Annotated in this window: 15 protein-coding genes; 1 reads left to right on the top strand and 14 read right to left on the bottom strand. The window is 72.3% G+C overall.

What is annotated here, in order from left to right; genetic code table 11:
* Positions 1-2: 2 nt before the first annotated feature.
* The 14 genes from ACZ4EG_RS39785 to ACZ4EG_RS39720 all read right to left on the bottom strand — a co-directional run bounded on the left by ACZ4EG_RS39785 (position 3) and on the right by ACZ4EG_RS39720 (position 14,743).
* Positions 3-1,202 carry an acyltransferase family protein gene (locus tag ACZ4EG_RS39785; RefSeq protein WP_467794146.1) on the bottom strand — a complete coding sequence of 400 codons (1,200 nt, stop codon included), beginning with the start codon at positions 1,200-1,202 and terminating at the stop codon, positions 3-5.
* A gap of 28 nt (positions 1,203-1,230) precedes the next feature.
* A complete protein-coding gene (locus ACZ4EG_RS39780; protein ID WP_467794098.1) occupies positions 1,231-2,196 on the bottom strand; it encodes an alpha/beta hydrolase in 966 nt (321 codons plus the stop codon).
* A gap of 246 nt (positions 2,197-2,442) precedes the next feature.
* Positions 2,443-3,333, bottom strand: a complete 891-nt coding sequence (locus tag ACZ4EG_RS39775) for an alpha/beta hydrolase family protein (protein ID WP_467794097.1) — start codon at positions 3,331-3,333, stop codon at positions 2,443-2,445.
* A gap of 263 nt (positions 3,334-3,596) precedes the next feature.
* Complete coding sequence (gene kynU, locus ACZ4EG_RS39770; RefSeq protein WP_453547348.1) at positions 3,597-4,811, bottom strand: kynureninase; 1,215 nt, start codon at positions 4,809-4,811, stop codon at positions 3,597-3,599.
* Complete coding sequence (locus tag ACZ4EG_RS39765) at positions 4,804-5,652, bottom strand: tryptophan 2,3-dioxygenase family protein (protein ID WP_453547346.1); 849 nt, start codon at positions 5,650-5,652, stop codon at positions 4,804-4,806. Before ACZ4EG_RS39765 ends, kynU begins: the two co-directional genes overlap by 8 nt.
* 144 nt (positions 5,653-5,796) lie before the next feature.
* Entirely contained in the window at positions 5,797-6,210 is a 414-nt protein-coding gene (locus ACZ4EG_RS39760; protein ID WP_390708153.1) for a DUF3151 domain-containing protein, read from the bottom strand.
* Positions 6,211-6,669: 459 nt separating this feature from the next.
* Entirely contained in the window at positions 6,670-8,142 is a 1,473-nt protein-coding gene (locus ACZ4EG_RS39755; protein WP_467794096.1) for an MFS transporter, read from the bottom strand.
* A gap of 119 nt (positions 8,143-8,261) precedes the next feature.
* Positions 8,262-9,293: a class II fructose-bisphosphate aldolase gene (gene fbaA, locus ACZ4EG_RS39750; RefSeq protein ID WP_363296342.1), complete on the bottom strand. Its 1,032-nt coding sequence runs from the start codon at positions 9,291-9,293 to the stop codon at positions 8,262-8,264.
* 171 nt (positions 9,294-9,464) lie between these two features.
* Positions 9,465-10,013, bottom strand: coding sequence for an orotate phosphoribosyltransferase (gene pyrE / locus ACZ4EG_RS39745; RefSeq protein ID WP_263210876.1), 549 nt, complete (start codon positions 10,011-10,013; stop codon positions 9,465-9,467).
* Between the two features lie 10 nt (positions 10,014-10,023).
* Positions 10,024-10,812, bottom strand: coding sequence for an aldose epimerase family protein (locus ACZ4EG_RS39740; protein WP_453547336.1), 789 nt, complete (start codon positions 10,810-10,812; stop codon positions 10,024-10,026).
* 28 nt (positions 10,813-10,840) lie between these two features.
* A complete protein-coding gene (locus tag ACZ4EG_RS39735; RefSeq protein WP_467794095.1) occupies positions 10,841-11,698 on the bottom strand; it encodes an SRPBCC family protein in 858 nt (285 codons plus the stop codon).
* Positions 11,699-11,798: 100 nt separating this feature from the next.
* Positions 11,799-13,439 (bottom strand): polyamine aminopropyltransferase, encoded by a 1,641-nt coding sequence (locus ACZ4EG_RS39730; RefSeq protein WP_467794094.1) that lies wholly within the window; start codon positions 13,437-13,439, stop codon positions 11,799-11,801.
* Between the two features lie 87 nt (positions 13,440-13,526).
* The gene (locus ACZ4EG_RS39725; RefSeq protein WP_453547330.1) at positions 13,527-14,051 is read right to left on the bottom strand and encodes a DUF2617 family protein; all 525 of its coding nucleotides are present in this window, start codon (positions 14,049-14,051) and stop codon (positions 13,527-13,529) included.
* A 374-nt stretch (positions 14,052-14,425) separates the two neighbouring features.
* Positions 14,426-14,743, bottom strand: a complete 318-nt coding sequence (locus tag ACZ4EG_RS39720) for a hypothetical protein (RefSeq protein ID WP_467794093.1) — start codon at positions 14,741-14,743, stop codon at positions 14,426-14,428.
* A 149-nt stretch (positions 14,744-14,892) separates the two neighbouring features.
* On the opposite strand from ACZ4EG_RS39720, the gene ACZ4EG_RS39715 reads away from it, so the two are divergent.
* A complete protein-coding gene (locus ACZ4EG_RS39715; protein ID WP_453547325.1) occupies positions 14,893-16,092 on the top strand; it encodes a pyridoxal phosphate-dependent aminotransferase in 1,200 nt (399 codons plus the stop codon).
* Positions 16,093-16,226 lie beyond the last annotated feature (134 nt).

Genomic DNA, 16,226 nt, shown 5'->3' with positions numbered 1-16,226 from the left:
CCCTAGGCATGGCGGGACTTCTTCGGTTCCGTTCGGTGCGCGTGGGAGTGGGAGTGGCGGCGGATCACCCGGGAAGGGCGGTTCCTCGGGCGGCGCGGGCCCTGTTCGTAGGAGCGGAAGGCCGTCCAGCACAGGGTCAGGGCCAGGGCGAACAGGGGGAGGCAGGCCAGCCGGGCCGCCACCCAGGTCAGCTGGTCGGGCTCGGTGTGCAGGCCGGGCAGCGGACCGGCCGGGAGGGTCACGGCCGTCGTGGCCATGAGCGCCGTCTGATGCCAGAGGAAGATCGTCATCGCGGAGAGGTTGACCAGCGCCACCGCGGCCCAGGCCACCGGGCGGGCCATCGCGCGGCGCAGCCGGTCGCGGAGCAGCAGGGCCAGCCCGCACTGCGCCAGCCCGAAGGTGACGGCCGCCAGCGTCGGGGGGTTGAGATTCGAGATCGCCGTACCAGGGACGCCGACCATCGACGCCGGATAACCCGCCCACGCGACCAGCACCGCGGTGGCCGCCGTACCGCCCACGAACAGGACCCAGCCCGCCCTGCGGCCCTCCAGCTCGCCGCGGGTCCAGGCCGCGCCCAGGGTGTAGGGCACCAGCCAGCCCGCGGCCACGTTCACCCAGCCGAGCCAGGGCGGGGCGCCGCCCAGCCCGAATCGGAGGAGGTCCACGTGGATGACGACGGCCAGGGGCCACAGCGGGTTGAGCCGGGTCACCAGCGGGGTCGCCGCCGTCAGGGCCGCGAAGACCAGCAGGAACCACAGCGGGGACAGGGCCAGTTTGACGAGCGTGTGGATCGTTTCGAACCGGGCGCCCGAGACGAGCAGGCCCGCGGCCGCCACCGCCCACAGGGTCAGCAGCGCGGCCACCGGCCGGAACAGCCGGGACAGGCGGCCGCGCAGCCACTCGCCGTAGGTCGTTCCACGGGCCCGGGCGGAGGCGTAGCCGCGGGTCGCCACATGGCCGCCCACCAGGAAGAAGACGGCGAGGGTCTGGAAGGCCCAGGAGACGGGCGCCAGCCAGGGCATGTGCCGCAACGGACTTGCCGCGTGCAGCGAGCCGTCGTCCGCGACCAGGGCCGTGACCAGCCAGTGGCCGAGGACGACACCGAGGATCGCGAAGGCACGCAGGGCGTCGACGGCACGGTCCCGGGAGGCGGGCGTGGCGGTGTCCACGCGGCGGGCGCCCTGCCGTATCCCGTTCGGCATCACGGTCAGCGCGCGGCGCAGGGTCGGCTCACGCACGGGTCACCTCCGAGGTCTCGCCGAGGGTGATCCGGGCCAGGTTGGCGAGGACGGTCGAGCCCGGAGTGAAGTAGCCGCTGTGACCGGCGTCGGCGGCGTCGAAGACGCGGGATCCGAAGGCCGGAGAGACCGGGTCGGTGCCGAAGCCGATGGTGGTGTCGAACAGTTCGGCGCTGACGTGCGGCACATCCGCCACCCAGTCGTCGGAACCGCGGGCCGCCCAGACCCGGGCCGGGGTGTGCAGCGCGGCGGCGGAGTCGGCGCCGGTGCCGGGGCTGCCGACGAGGACGAGGTCGTCGACGTCCAGGCCGGCGGCGGCACGGCCGCACACGACCGAGCCGTAGGAGTGGCACACGGCGGACACACGCGGCTCCTCGCCCACGACCGCGCGCAGCTGCCGTATGAACGCGCGCAGTTGGGGCGCGGCTTGCTCGGCGCGGCTCGTGGTGGTGACCGTGGTGCTGATCGTGCCCGGGGTGTCGTAGCCGAGCCAGGCGACGACGGCCACCCGGCTGTCGGCGGGCGCGCGGCGGGTGAGTTCGGAGTACAGGGCGGCCGCGGCTCTGTGGAAGCGGTCGTAGGTGTCTATGGAGGTGTCGGAGCCGGGGACCAGGATCGCGATGCGGTCGGCCCCGGCCAGGTCCCCGAGCACCTCCGTGGCCCGGCCGGAGCCGCGGCCGTCGAAGACGAGCAGCTGACGGGACGGGGCGGCCAGCGCGCGGTCCGCGGCGGCACGGTGACGGTCGCTGTGCGCGGCCGCCATGGCGGCGGCTTCGGTGGCGTTGGCACGGTTGGCCGCGTACGCCTCCCCCAGCGTGGCCGCCGTCGGCGGGGCGAGGACGGTCGGGGCCGGGGCGGGGACCTCCGGTCGGGCGGCGGCTGAGAGGGGGACCACGACGGCGGCCGTGATGAGCGCGGCGAGGAGGGCTCGGCGCCATCGATGGGCGGCGGGGCGCATCGTTCCTGAGCGTCGGCGCCTCTTGCCGGTTCGTTCGTCTGCGGTCCGCTCCTCCGCAGCCCCCGTCACACGCCCCATGGCTCCGTCCCCTCCAGTCCCCCGCCCGGTCGTCGGGCTCGTCTGGATGGGAAATTACGGATCGGGACTCGTCGTTCGCGTCCCGCCAGGGAACTCTTCTCCTGCGTAGCTCTCAGGTACTACGGGTATGACCGGGTCGCCTCCTCGGAGGCGCCGACCCAGGCGCTGTCACCAGGCCAGCTGCGCAATCTCCTCCGCCACCACCGCACACGCGTCCGCCGCGGGATCGATCAGCGGGAAGTGCCCGACGTCGTCCAGGAGCGTCAGCCCGACGACCTCCCCCGCCTTGGCCGCCGCCTCCGCGTACGACTCGGCCACCGCCTGCGGTACGACCACATCCGTACGGCCCTGGACGAGCGTGGTCGCGATCCCGGTGGGCAGCAGGAGGGCCGGGTCCGCGTACGGCTGGCGTTCCGCGAACTTCTCCTGACCGCCCAGGAGTTGGAGGGCCGCGTTGCCGCACACGTCGAGCTTCTCCGCGACCGCGAAGTCCGCGATGGGGGCCAGGGCGACCACACCGCGCAGGGGGGTGGGCCGGTCCGCGCGCCAGGGGGCGTCGGCGGGCAGGACGTGCCGGGCCGCCGCCCACAGGGCCAGCTGACCGCCCGCCGAGTGGCCGGTGAGCACGGTACGGCGCGGGTCGGCCTGCGGAAGCAGCTCGTGGACGAGCGCGGGCAGGGCGTCCAGCGCGGCGGCGACGTCGTCGAAGGTGTCCGGCCAGCGACCGGCGACCGGGCCGTCGCCGCCCTGGGCCGGGATCGCGCTGCCGCGGCGGTACTCGACGTTGGCCACGGCGAAGCCGCGGCGGGCCAGGTAGTCGGTGAAGGGGGTGATGTGGCGGCGGTCGTACGGTGCGCGCCAGGCCCCGCCGTGCAGAACCACGACCAGAGGGGCGAGGGAGCCCGGTTCCGAGGGCTCGGAGCCGCGCGGGACGTAGAAGTCGATCACCTGGTCGGGATGGTCGCCGTACGTCGCTGTGACGTCGGGGTCGACCGGCGGGTGCGAGAAGGCCGACTCCTCTTCGGCGGCGGCGCGGGCTGCGGCGGCGTCGTCCGGCATGCTCCAACCTCTCAGCGGTGTAACGGGTTTGGCGGACCAGGTGGGAAATCGGCCGTTGGCGGGGACGGTATCAGGCCGATGACGTGCGGGGACACGGGGATGTCACGCTGGGTGAGGTTAAACGGTTCTCCTCCCCTGGCGCACCACTGCCCGGCCCGCGTGCGCACGGGCCGGGCAGTGGAATTCCGGCGGCCACCGGGGCGGCTGCCCGAGCACCTGTCGGGGCAGTTCCCAGTCACCTGCCGGGACAACTGCCCGAGCACCTACTGAGGCAACTCCCCGAGCACCTCACCCAGCACCCGGGCCGCCCGCTCCACGTCCCCGAACCCGACGTACAGCGGGGTGAAGCCGAAGCGGAGGACGTCGGGATGCCGGAAGTCCCCGACCACACCCCGCTCGATCAGCCGCTTCATCACGTCCCCGGCATTCCCGCAGCGCAGCGCGACCTGGCTGCCGCGCTCCTCGTGGGCCGACGGGGTCAGCGACTCGACGACGCCCTGCGGGACGTACGCCTCCACGCACTCCAGGAAGAAGTCCGTCAGGGCGAGGGACTTGGCGCGCACCGCCTGCACGGAGACCTCGTCCCAGACCTCCAGCGCTGCCTCCAGGGCGAGCATGGAGAGGATGTCCGGCGTGCCGACGCGGCCGCGCAGGGCACCCGGCGCGGGCGCGTAGTCCGTGCGCATGCCGAAGGGGTCGGCGTGGGAGTTCCAGCCGGGCAGGGGCGAGTCGAAGCGGTCCTGCAATGTGCTGCGCACATACAGGTACGCCGGTGAACCCGGGCCGCCGTTCAGGTACTTGTAGGTGCAGCCGACCGCCAGGTCCACGCCGTGCTCGTCCAGGCCCACCGGCAGCGCGCCCGCGCTGTGGCACAGGTCCCAGACCGCGATCGCGCCCGCCGCGTGGATCGCCGACGTGAGCGAGGGCAGGTCGTGCAGCCGGCCGGTGCGGTAGTCGACGTGGTTGAGCAGCACCGCTGCCGTACGGCCGGACAACGCGCCCGGCACCTCCGCCGGGGTCACCGGCCGCAGTGTACGGCCGGTCAGCCGGGCGGCCGACTCGGCGATGTACCCGTCCGTGGGGAAGGTCGTGGCGTCGACCAGGATCTCGTCCCGGTCCTCGCCCGCCATCCGTACGGCGGCCACAAGTGCCTTGAAAACGTTGACGCTTGTGGAGTCGCCGACGACGATCTGCCCCGGCGCCGCACCGACCAGCGGGGCGATGCGGTCACCGATCCGCTCAGGAGCGGTCCACCAACCGCTCTCGTCCCAGGAGCGGATGCGGAGTTCGCCCCACTGGCGGCGGACGACGTCCTCGACCCGGCCGGGGACGTTCGCGGGGAGCGCGCCGAGGGAGTTGCCGTCCAGGTAGACAACGTCGTCCAGGACGAACCGCTCCCGCTGGTGCGCGAGTTCGTCCGCGGCGTCCAGCTTCTCCGCGCGGGCGATCTTCTCCGCGCGTGCGACGAGGTCAGACATGGGACCTCGCCGTCCACAGCTCCGGGAACACGTTCTTCTGCGCGCGCTTCTCCAGCCAGGCCACGCCGGCCGAGCCGCCGGTGCCGGGCTTCGCGCCCATCGCGCGGCGGGTGGCGACCAGGTGGTCGTTGCGCCAGCGCCAGACGAGCTCGCCGACATCGGTCAACGCCTCGCCCAGGCGGGCGAGTTCGTCGTCCGGGTCGCCGGAGTAGACGGTGGTCCAGGCGGCCTCGACGGCCTCCGAGGGCTCGTGGCGCCGCGACGCGTCACGGTGCAGGACGGAGGCGGGGATCGCGTGGCCGCGGCGCGCGAGGAGCCGTACCACCTCGTCGTACAGGCTCGGCTCGTGCAGCGCCTTCTCCAGCTCGGCGTGGACACGAGGCGCGCCCCGGTGCGGGACGAGCATCGACGCGGACTTCTCGCCGAGCAGGAACTCCATACGGCGGTACATCGCCGACTGGAAGCCGGAGCCCTCGCCGAGGGCGGAGCGGTACGAGTTGAACTGGGCCGGGGTGAGCTGGCCGAGCGGCTTCCAGGAGGCGTTCAGCGCCTCCAGCTCCCGTACGGAACGCTTCAGCGCGTCGATCGCGACGGGGACCCGGTCCTTGCGCAGTGCCTCGGCCGCGGTCTCCCACTCGTGGACGATGACCGTGAACCACAGCTCCATCACCTGGGTGGTGACCAGGAAGACCATCTCTCCGGGATCGTCGGAGAGGGTGTGCTGGAGGTGGGTGAGCACGTCCGCCTTGACGTAGTCCTCGTACGGCGTCGTGCCTGCGAAGTCGAGATGCGGGGTCTCGGGCTCCTGAGTCTCGGGGGACTGATGAGCCTGTTGGGACATCGCTGTCTCCTGTATTACTCCGGGTAGCGGTCCGCCCCTGCCGATTCCGGCACGGGGGCCCCGGTCCCCACCGGCATCCTCTGTAATCCCCCCGGTTACGGCAAGGCCCGTCCAGTGCCAGACGGGCCACACCGTATGCGCCGATCAGCCCAAGGTCTGGGCCGCCGTCGGCGAGGAGTCCTTCAGGAACTGCGTGCAGCGCTCGTACTCCTCCTGCTCGCCGATCGACTGCGCGGCGCGGGCGAGGGCGTGCAGGGCGCGCAGGAAGCCGCGGTTCGGCTCGTGCTCCCAGGGGACGGGGCCGTGGCCCTTCCAGCCGTTGCGGCGCAGCGCGTCCAGGCCACGGTGGTAGCCCGTACGGGCGTAGGCGTACGACTCGACGACCGAGCCCCGCTCGAACGCGTCGTCGGCCAGCTGGGCCCAGGCGAGCGAGGAGGTCGGGTACTTCGCGGCGACGTCCGCCGGCGCGGTGCCCTGCGCGAGCAGCTCGCGGGGCTCCGGGTCGTCGGGGAGGTGGGTGGGGGGCGGGCCGCCGAGGAGGTTCTCGTGAATGCTCATACCCCAAGTCTGCGGGATCCCTCCGGGGGCCGGCAGGTGGGAGCGGCGGGTGCCGCCCACTTCCTGGGGGCTGCGCCCCCAGACCCCGCCATCGGCCTGAACGGCCTCGTCCTCAAACGCCGGACGGGCTGGATTTGGCCGGGCTATCTCGTCACCTGCGGGTGGGTGGGGGTTTGGGAAGGCACACCTCGTCCTCAAAGGCCGGACGGGCTGGATTTGGCCGAGCGGGGGTCGGGATGGCGCTCCTCCTCAGACACCGGACGCGCTGAGTGTGGCCGGGCTACCCGGCCCCTGCGGGCGGGTGGGGGATCGGGACGATACGTCTCGTCCTCGGACGCCTGACGCGCTGGAATTTGGCCGAGCGGGGGTCGGGATGGCTCTCCTCGCCCCTCGGACAAGCGGCCTCAGACACCGCACCGCGCACCGCACCGCGCACCGCACACCCCACCGCACGCCCCCTCACTTACTAAGCCGGCCGGATGAAGCCGGCCCCCGTTCCAGTGGGGGTGCTGTTACGCAGCCGTGGGTTCGGCATTCGGGGTGGCGGCAGTCCGGGGGTGGGCGGCGTACCAGGGTGAAGGCCAGGATCGCCCCGGCGACCAGTACCGCCGCGCAGATCGGCATCGCCCTGCGGAACGACGTCTCGAAGGCGTCCGCCGAGCGGTACGCCTCCGGGCCCATCCCGGTCAGCAGGGGCAGCGCGGCCACCGCGATCAGCCCGGCCGCGCGGGCCGCCGCGTTGTTGATGCCGCTGGCCAGGCCCGCCCGCGCGGTGTCCACGGAGGCGAGGACGGTGGCGGTCAGCGGGGCGACCAGGGTGACCATGCCGGTGCCCATGACCAGCAGGGCGGGGAGCACGTCGGTCAGATAGTTCGCGTCCTTGCCCACCCGCAGCATCAGCAGCATCGCGGCGGCGCACAGCAGCGGGCCCACGGTGAGCGGGATGCGGGGGCCGATGCGGTCGGCCAGGGCGCCCGAGCGGGCCGAGAACAGCAGCATCAGGACCGTGGTCGGCAGCAGTGCCGTACCGGCCTGCAGGGCCGAGTACCCGGCCACGACCTGGAGCTGGAGCGCGGTGAGGAAGAAGAAGCCACTGAAGGCCGCGTACACGCACAGGGTGACCAGGTTGACTGCCGTGAACTGGCGCGACGAGAAAATGTCGAGCGGCATCATTGGGTCGGGCCTGTGCTTCTCGACGTATACGAAGGCCACTGCGGCCGCCACGCCCGCCACTGCGGTGACCGTGACGACGATCGACCCGCCCTGCGCCTCGATCAGCGCGTAGGTCACCAGGGCCAGTGCCAGGGCGCCCAGGGTCGCGCCGAGGACGTCGAAGCGGCCGTGGCCGCCTCCGTCGGACGACTCGGGCACGTGCCGTACGGCGATCGGGGCGCACACGAGGGCCAGCGGGACGTTCAGCAGGAACACCCAGCGCCAGCCGGGACCGTCCACCAGCCAGCCGCCCAGGAACGGGCCCACGGCCGCCCCGACGCCCCCGAAGCCCGACCACAGGCCGACGGCCTTGGCCCGGTCGTCCGGGTGGAAGGAGGCCTGGATCAGGGCGAGGGAGCCCGGTGTGAGGAGGGCGCCGCCGATGCCTTGGAGGGCGCGGGCGGCGACGAGGACGGTGGCGTTCGGGGCGAGCCCGCACAGCAGGGACGCCGTGGCGAACCAGACCACGCCCAGCACGAAGATCTTCCGGCGGCCGTAGCGGTCGCCGAGCGAGCCGCCCAGGAGGATCAGGCCCGCCAAAGTCACCATGTACGCGTTGACCGTCCACTGGAGCGCGGCCAGGCTCGCGTCGAGGTCCTCGCCGATGCGCGGCAGGGCCACGTTGACGACGGTCGAGTCCAGCATGGCCATGCTGGAGCCGAGCACCGTGGTGAGCAGGATCCATCTGCCCTGGGACGAGGCCAGCCGGACATCGGGCATGCCCCCAGGTATACAGCGAGCCCGGCGCCGTAGACAGACGCCGGGCCCACCGCGAGGTACCGCGAGCGGTTACTTGATCTTCGTGCCGACCGAGTTACTCGATCTTCATCCCGACCGAGTTACTTGATCTTCGTGCCGGCCGACCGCAGGTCCTGCGTGGCCTGGACGACGCGCTGGGCCATCGAGCCCTCGGCGGCCTTGCCCCAGGTGCGCGGGTCGTAGGTCTTCTTGTTGCCGACCTCGCCGTCGACCTTCAGGACGCCGTCGTAGTTCTGGAACATGTGGGCGGCCACGGGGCGCGTGAACGCGTACTGCGTGTCCGTGTCGATGTTCATCTTCACGACGCCGTTCTCCAGCGCGGTCGCGATCTCCTCCGGCGTGGAGCCGGAGCCGCCGTGGAAGACGAAGTCGAACGGCTGCGAGCCGGCCGGCTTGCCGAACTTGGCGGCGACGCCCTCGCTCAGCTGCTTCAGCAGGTCGGGGCGGAGCACGACGTTGCCCGGCTTGTACACACCGTGCACGTTGCCGAAGGACGCGGCCAGCAGGTAACGGCCCTTGTCGCCCAGGCCGAGCGCCTCGGCGGTGCGGATGGCGTCGTCGACGGTGGTGTAGAGGGAGTCGTTGATCTCGTGCGAGACGCCGTCCTCCTCGCCACCGGTCGGGGTGATCTCCACCTCGAGGATGATCCGGGCGGCGCGGGTGCGCTCCAGGAGCTCCTGCGCGATGGCGAGGTTGTCGGCGAGCGTCTCGGCCGAGCCGTCCCACATGTGCGACTGGAACAGCGGGTTCTGGCCGTTCTTGACGCGCTCCTCGGAGATCGCGATCAGCGGACGTACGTACCCGTCGAGCTTGTCCTTCGGGCAGTGGTCCGTGTGCAGGGCCACGTTGACCGGGTACTTCTCCGCGACGATGTGCGCGAACTCGGCCAGGGCGACCGCGCCGGTCACCATGTCCTTGCTGTACTGGCCGCCCAGGAACTCGGCGCCACCCGTGGAGATCTGGACGATGCCGTCGCTCTCCGCCTCCGCGAAGCCGCGCAGCGCCGCGTGCAGGGTCTGGGTCGAGGTGACGTTGATGGCCGGGTAGGCGAACTTGCCTGCCTTCGCCCGGTCGAGCATCTCGTTGTAGACCTCGGGGGTTGCGATGGGCATCTGTCCGCTCCTTGAGTGTGCGGGTCGGCGTTCTGCGTGCTTACGGCCCTGACCTAGACCTTGGGGGTGACGTCATCGTCGGCCCCATCTTTCCAGAGATGTGCCGATGCTCAATGCCCCTGGTCAAGGAGTGGTCACCCCCGGGTCAAGCCGGCGCGTCAACCTCGCGCGTCAGTCGAGGCCCAGGTCGTCCTTCGAGTAGGCGAACACGTAGGGCACCCCGGCCTGTTCGGCGATCGCCTCGGCGGCTCCGGTGGCCCGGTCCACGATCGTGGCGACGGCGACGACCTCGGCACCGGCCTCGCGCAGCGCCTCGACGGCGGTCAGCACGGAGCCGCCGGTGGTGGAGGTGTCCTCGACGGCGAGGACGCGGCGGCCCTTGACCTCCGCGCCCTCGATCCGGCGCTGCAGGCCGTGCGCCTTGCCCGCCTTGCGCACGACGAACGCGTCGAGCACCTTCCCGCGCGCGGCGGACGCGTGCAGCATCGCGGTGGCGACGGGGTCGGCGCCCAGCGTCAGCCCGCCGACCGCCTCGAAGTCCAGGTCGGCGGTCAGGTCGAGCATGACCTGACCGACCAGCGGCGCGGCCTCGCCGTCCAGCGTGATCCGGCGAAGGTCGATGTAGTAGTCGGCTTCCTTGCCCGACGACAGGGTCACCTTGCCGTGCACCACGGCCTTGTCCTTGATCTGCTGCAGCAGCGCGCCGCGTACGTCCGTCATGCCGACCAGCTTAGAGGCGGCGCCACGTCCAGGTGGTCGTGGCCTCCAGCGGCTCCAGCGGTGTGACCAGGCGCGGCTGGGTGTTCAGCCCGTTCGGCGGGCCCGTCTGGGGCTCCACGCACACGGCCGCCTCCTGCTCGTCGTAGACGACGACCCACTGCTCGCGGCTGGTGACCTTCAGCTCCAGCTGCCCGGGCCAGGTGAGGGTGACGTCGACGCCGCCGGGCATGCCGAAGCAGTCGTCCCAGGGGCCGGGCTTCGGATCGATGCGGTTGCCGGTGGGCAGATGGTCGTCGCCGCGCTCCTCCTGCCAGGCGGGGCTGAAGTCGAGCCGCGCGTCCTCGCCGCCCAGGTTCCGGTTGAACCACGGGTGCCAGCCGATCTGCGCCGGGAAGGAGGAGTCGTACGTCTCCACGGACATGGTCAGCGTCAGGCTGTCCTCGGTGAGGGCGATCACCTGGGTGACGCGGCCGGGGTAGGGCCAGGGGTCGACCAGGTCGTACGTGATGACCGCCTCGTCGGCGGAGGAGCGGGCGGTGCGCCAGGCGCCGTCGCGAACGGTGCCGTGGATGGCGTGCGGCGGGGAGTTGAGCGGCATCTGGTGGACGGTGGCGCCGTCCAGGAAGCGGCCGTCCCTGATCCGGCCGCACCAGGGGACCATCGGGAAGCAGCCGAAGCGGTCGCCCTGCCGGAGCAGTTCGACACCGCCGACCCGGAGCCCTCCGATACGGCCGCCGTTGCCGGGCTGCACGGTCACGTCCGCGTCGCCCGCGGTCAGCGTGATGTCTTTGTTACTCACGGGACGACCCTACTGGGGCGATCAGGGGTCAGCGGCGTCTGCGCAGGGCCCGGCCCAGAACGATCGCCCCCGCCAGGACGAGTGCCGCGGCGGGTGCCGCCCAGCGCAGTGTGCTGCTCGCGGCGATGGTCTGCGGGGCCGGTACGGGGGCGTAACGGCCGCGCGGCGGGGCGTGGTCGACCTCCTCGGCGCTGCGGCCGATCATCGTGCGCCGTGCGTGGGCCGCCTCGGCGGGCGGTTCGGGCGACTCCGCGAAGTCGTCGGAGGGGCCGTCGTGGAGGTCCTCGTCGGCACCCGGATCCAGGGAGGGCGGGGGGACCTCGGTGTCGAAGACGGAGGCTTGGGCGTCGGGTTCAGGCTCCGGCTCGGCTCCGGGTTCAGGCTCCGGCTCGGCTCCGGGTTCGGGCTCCGGTTCGGGGCCGGCCTCTGCTTCAAGCAGGGACTCGGGCTCCGGCTCGGGCTTCTCCACTGCCGCCGCCAGCCCCTCCACGAAACGGTTCAGCAGGCGGGTCGTCGCCGAAGTCACCGACTCCTTCGGCAGTTCCGCGATGCGGCCGTCCGCGGAGGCCGTGCCCTCGACGGTGACGGTGGTACCGCCGTCCGTGTCCCGGAGGCGGAGGGTGAGGGCGAGTTTGACGGAGCCGGTACCGCGGGCCTCGGTGGCCTCGCCCTCGACGGCGTACGAGCCGTCGTCCCTGGCGGTGACCCGGGCCGAACCGCGGTAGGTGACGGAGTGGCTGCCGACGCGCACCTTCAGCCGGCCCGCGACCGGCTCGGCACCGGCGTCCTGCTGGAACCCGGGAACCGCCCGGGCGACCCGCGCGGGGTCGGCGAGCGCCTCTCGCAGCCGCTCGACCGGGACCGGAACGAAGACCTCGTGCTCCATGTCGGCGAAGCCTACCCAGCAGGGGGCGCTACGTACCCTCCCCTGCACTGGTGAGTCACCCGGCGTTGGGGCCACCGTCACCAGGGGTTGTCGCCCCCACTCAATAGCGCGGATGGACCAGTGTCGATGCCGCCGATTCCCCGAGCCGCATGCGCGCCGCCTCCTCGGCATCCGTCGCGAGGGTCCTCGTGGTGAGTGTGCGGAGGCGGGGGCCGTGGGGGTCCAGGCGGAGGGGAGGGGGCGAGGGGCCGGGGGCGGCCAGGATGAAGCCCCAGTCGTGGGGGGCCCGGGAGGCCCCGGCGGAGCGGTCGGGGCCCGCGGCGAAGCCGGAGTCGTGGCCGGGGACCCGGTAGGGGGCCGTGGCGAAGCCGGCCGCGCGCAGCGTGGCGTCCACCGTCCAGAAGACATGGCGGCGGGCGGAGACCGGGCCCGCGTGCACGACAAGGCGGCCGCCGGGCGCCAGGGCACGCCGGGCCAGGCCGTAGAACTCCTGCGAGTACAGCTTCGTGCTGGCGGTGATGCCGGGATCGGGCAGATCGGCGATCACGACGTCGTACGCCGCCCGGGGTGCCCCGCGCAGCCAGCCGAACGCGTCCGCGGTGGTGACGTGCACGCGTCCGTCGTGGTACGCGTGCCCGTTGAGGTGCGACAGCCCGGGGTCGTGGCGGGCCAGCCGGACGAGGGCCGCGTCGAGCTCTACGACGTCCACCCGCCGCACGTCCCGGTGGCGCAGTACCTCCCGCGCGGCCAGCCCGTCCCCGCCGCCGAGGATCAGCACGCGCGCGTGGACGCCGTACATCGCGGGATGGACCAGTGCTTCGTGGTAGCGGCGCTCGTCGCGGCCGCCGACCCGCAGCCGGCCGTCCAGGAAGAGGTCGAGCGGGCGGCCGTGCGTGCCGCCGGTGAGGACGACTTCCTGGACGTCGGTCTGCAGGGCGACGCGTACGTCCTTGCCGTACACCGCGTGCCGGGCGGCGCGTTCGAAGTCGTCGACGAGTACGGCGGCCGAGGCGAGGACGCCGAGGACGGTGACGTTGGCGATCAGGAGCAGCCAGCGGGCGCGCCGGGTGAGGTCGCGGCGGAACAGCCCGAGCACCAGGGCACCGCCCGCGACGACGTTGACGGTGCCGGTGAGCAGGGTGCCGGTCAGCTGGCCCAGGAACGGCAGGAGCAGGAAGGGGAAGGCCAGGCCTCCGGCGAGCGCTCCGACGTAGTCCGCGGCGAACAGGTCGGCCACGGCGCCGCCCGCGTCCTGGCGCCGGATGCGCTGGATCAGCTCCATCAGCAGCGGGACTTCGGCGCCGATGAGCAGACCGATGGCGAGGGAGAAGGCGACGAGGAGGCCGCGGGGGCCGTTGGCCCACATGCCGCCCCAGCCGCCGGTCCAGGCGAAGGCCGCGTAGAGCGCCATCGCGCTGCAGCCGCCGATGAGCGCGAGCCCCGCCTCCACGGCGCCGAATCCGGCGGCGGCGTGCCAGCGCAGCCGTTTCGCGGCGAGGGAGCCGATGCCCATCGCGAAGACCATGACGGACAGGACGACGGATGCCTGGGTGACCGAATCTCCGATCAAGTACGAGGCGAGGGCGACGAGTTCGAGTTCGTACACGAGTCCGCAGGCCGCGCAGACGAAGACACACGCGAGGACGAGGAACCGACCGGTCGCCGGCCGCACGGGCAGCCGCACGGGAGGGCCCCAGGGCGGCGGTGCGCCGGGTGGGGCGGGCGCCTGCGGTTCGATCACTCTGCGACGTTACGTCACACGCTCGGTACGCTTCGTCACCCACACGTGTGGATCTGAAGCACGTTGACCCGCAAGGGGTTTGACGGCCTAGCCGAGTTGGGCCGCCGACACCCGCACGCCCACCCGTGTCCGGGTCGCGACCAGTTGGCCGTCCTGCGGATACGCGTGCCAGGTACGCCAGTGCATTTGGCCCTCGTGTCGCTGGGCGAGCATCGCCGTGAAGGCGTGCGGGCTGCCGGGGAAGACGCCGGCGAGGCCGTGCGGATGGTCGGAGACGAGGGCCAGCAACTCCTGGGCGCGGCCCGCGAACGATCCGGGCGAGAGCACCTCCACCCGGGCGGCGAACTCGTACTCCCAGTCGCCGACCCGCTTGGCGACGCCGAGCGGCAGGGGCGTGCTGGACCCCGGAATGCACGCCACCGTCTCCGAACAGCCTCCCCGCTCCTCCTCGAGAAGTACCTGGTGAGACGCTCCGAGAAGTCTCAACTGGAGCTTCGCGCCGGTTAATTCGAGGTCGAGCGTGGCCAGGGCGGGGAGCGGCTCGCGTCCCAGGGCCCAGGCTAGGTCGGCCGCGCGCGTATCGGTGTAGGAGGTGTTCAGGGTCGTGAGCATGGATCGGCTCCGCTGGCACGCAAAGAGAAAAGGGAGTGTGGTCCGGCGCACCTCGGTCGGTACCGGGAGATCGGCCGCGTCTGCCCGGTGGGCCCCGCCCGCCCAGCCGGGGAGAAGGCTTCTGCAGGGCGTCCGAGGGGCTGCGTTGGTGATTTAGAGGGAATCATGAACTGTGGCGCCGCCACAGCGTTTTTACCCAACTTCGTGGGGTTTCCATCCCTCAGGGGGCTCCACAGCTCAACTGTTCAACAACAGAGTGCGCCTGGCGCCCCGCGCGTACGCCGGAGCGCCCGCCGGATGCCTTCTCCCGGCGGGCGCTCGGTGTGCGGCCCGGATACGGTTCCCCCTGTTCTCCGGAGCTCAGCTGCCCCGTGTCAGCCGCCTCCCCCGCATCCGCCCCCGCCGCCACATCCGCCGCCCCCGCCGCAGGACGAGCCGCCCCCGCACGAGGAGTGACCGCCACCGCACGAGGAGTGACCCCCGTGGTGCCCGTGGTGCCCCCCGGACGAGCCGCTGTCCGCGGCCCCGGCCGCCCACCAGCCGGCGCTGCTGCCGCCGTCGTACGACGACGAGGACGACGAGCGGGAGCCGCTCCGATACCGCTTGCCGTACCGGTTCTTGCGCGATCCCTTCGCCACGGCCCCGATGAACAGGACCGCGGCGATCACCGCCAGGATGATGCCGAGGACCATGGCGTCACCCTCCTTCCGTTCCCCCGAAGCGGCCCCCCGTGGGCGCCTCGCTCTCCCGCGGCCGCCGTGCGACTGCCGCGTGACACGGGGATGCCCGGCCGCTCCGCCGGCGAAAGCAGAGTTGAGGAAGTCCAGAGCTTCGGCGCAGGATGACCCGCATGACCTCCAGCGCACGCCCGCTCCTCAACCGCCGGCTCGCCGAGTTCGGGACGACGATCTTCGCCGAGATGTCCGCCCTGGCGGTGCGGACCGGCGCGATCAATCTGGGCCAGGGCTTTCCCGACACGGACGGACCCGAGGAGATCCGGGAGGCGGCCGTGCGCGCCCTGCGCGAGGGCCGCGGCAACCAGTACCCGCCCGGTCCCGGCATCCCCGAGCTGCGCACCGCGATCGCCGCGCACCAGCTGCGCCGCTACGGCCTGTCCTACGACCCCGACACCGAGGTGCTGGTGACGGCGGGGGCCACCGAGGCCATCGCCGCCGCCCTCCTCGCGCTGCTCGAACCGGGTGACGAGGTCATCGCGTTCGAGCCGTACTACGACTCCTACGCCGCGAGCATCGCCATGGCGGGCGGCACCCGAGTCCCGGTCACCCTGCGCCCGCACCGCGAGCGGGGGGCGGGCTTCCGCCTCGACCTCGACGAATTGCGCGCGGCGGTGACCGACCGCACCCGCCTGCTGCTGATCAACACCCCGCACAACCCGACCGGCACGGTCCTCACCCGTGCCGAGCTGACGGCGATCGCGGAGTTGGCGGTGGAGCGGGACCTGCTGGTGGTCACGGACGAGGTCTACGAACACCTGGTCTTCGACGACGCCGAACACCTGCCCCTCGCGTCCTTCCCCGGGATGCGGGAGCGGACGGTGACGATCGGCTCGGCGGGCAAGACGTTCTCCTTCACCGGCTGGAAGGTCGGCTGGGTGACGGCCACGCCGGAACTGGTGACGGCGGTGCGCTCGGTGAAGCAGTTCCTGACGTACGTGGCCTCGGGCCCGTTCCAGTACGCGGTGGCCGAGGCCCTCTCGCTCCCGGACACCTACTTCGACGCCTTCCGCGCGGACATGCTCGCCAAGCGGGACCTGCTCGGCGACGGCCTGCGGTCAGCCGGGTTCGAGGTCTACCAGCCCCAGGGCACTTACTTCATCACCACCGACATCACCCCCCTCGGTGAGAAGGACGCCTACGCCTTCTGCCGCACGCTCCCCGAACGCTGCGGCGTCGTCGCCATCCCCAACTCGGTCTTCTACGACGACCGCGACGCGGGCCGCAGCCAGGTCCGCTTCGCTTTCTGCAAGAGGGACGACGTTCTCACCGAGGCCGTCGGTCGCCTGCGAGGCCTGACGTCCTGAGCCCACGACCCCTTCGCACCGAATGAGGTTCGGTTGCTGCCCGGGTGTCCCGAGCGGTGCCCGCCCGTCGGGGCCATATGCGCTCAATGCGGTCGTGTCGCACGGCGTACGCTGCCGGACCACCTTTCTCTACG

The organism is Streptomyces sp. NPDC025638 (assembly GCF_055558775.1).
Note: the sequence above shows the minus strand (reverse complement) of the source record. Positions and strands in the feature narration are given on the sequence as shown.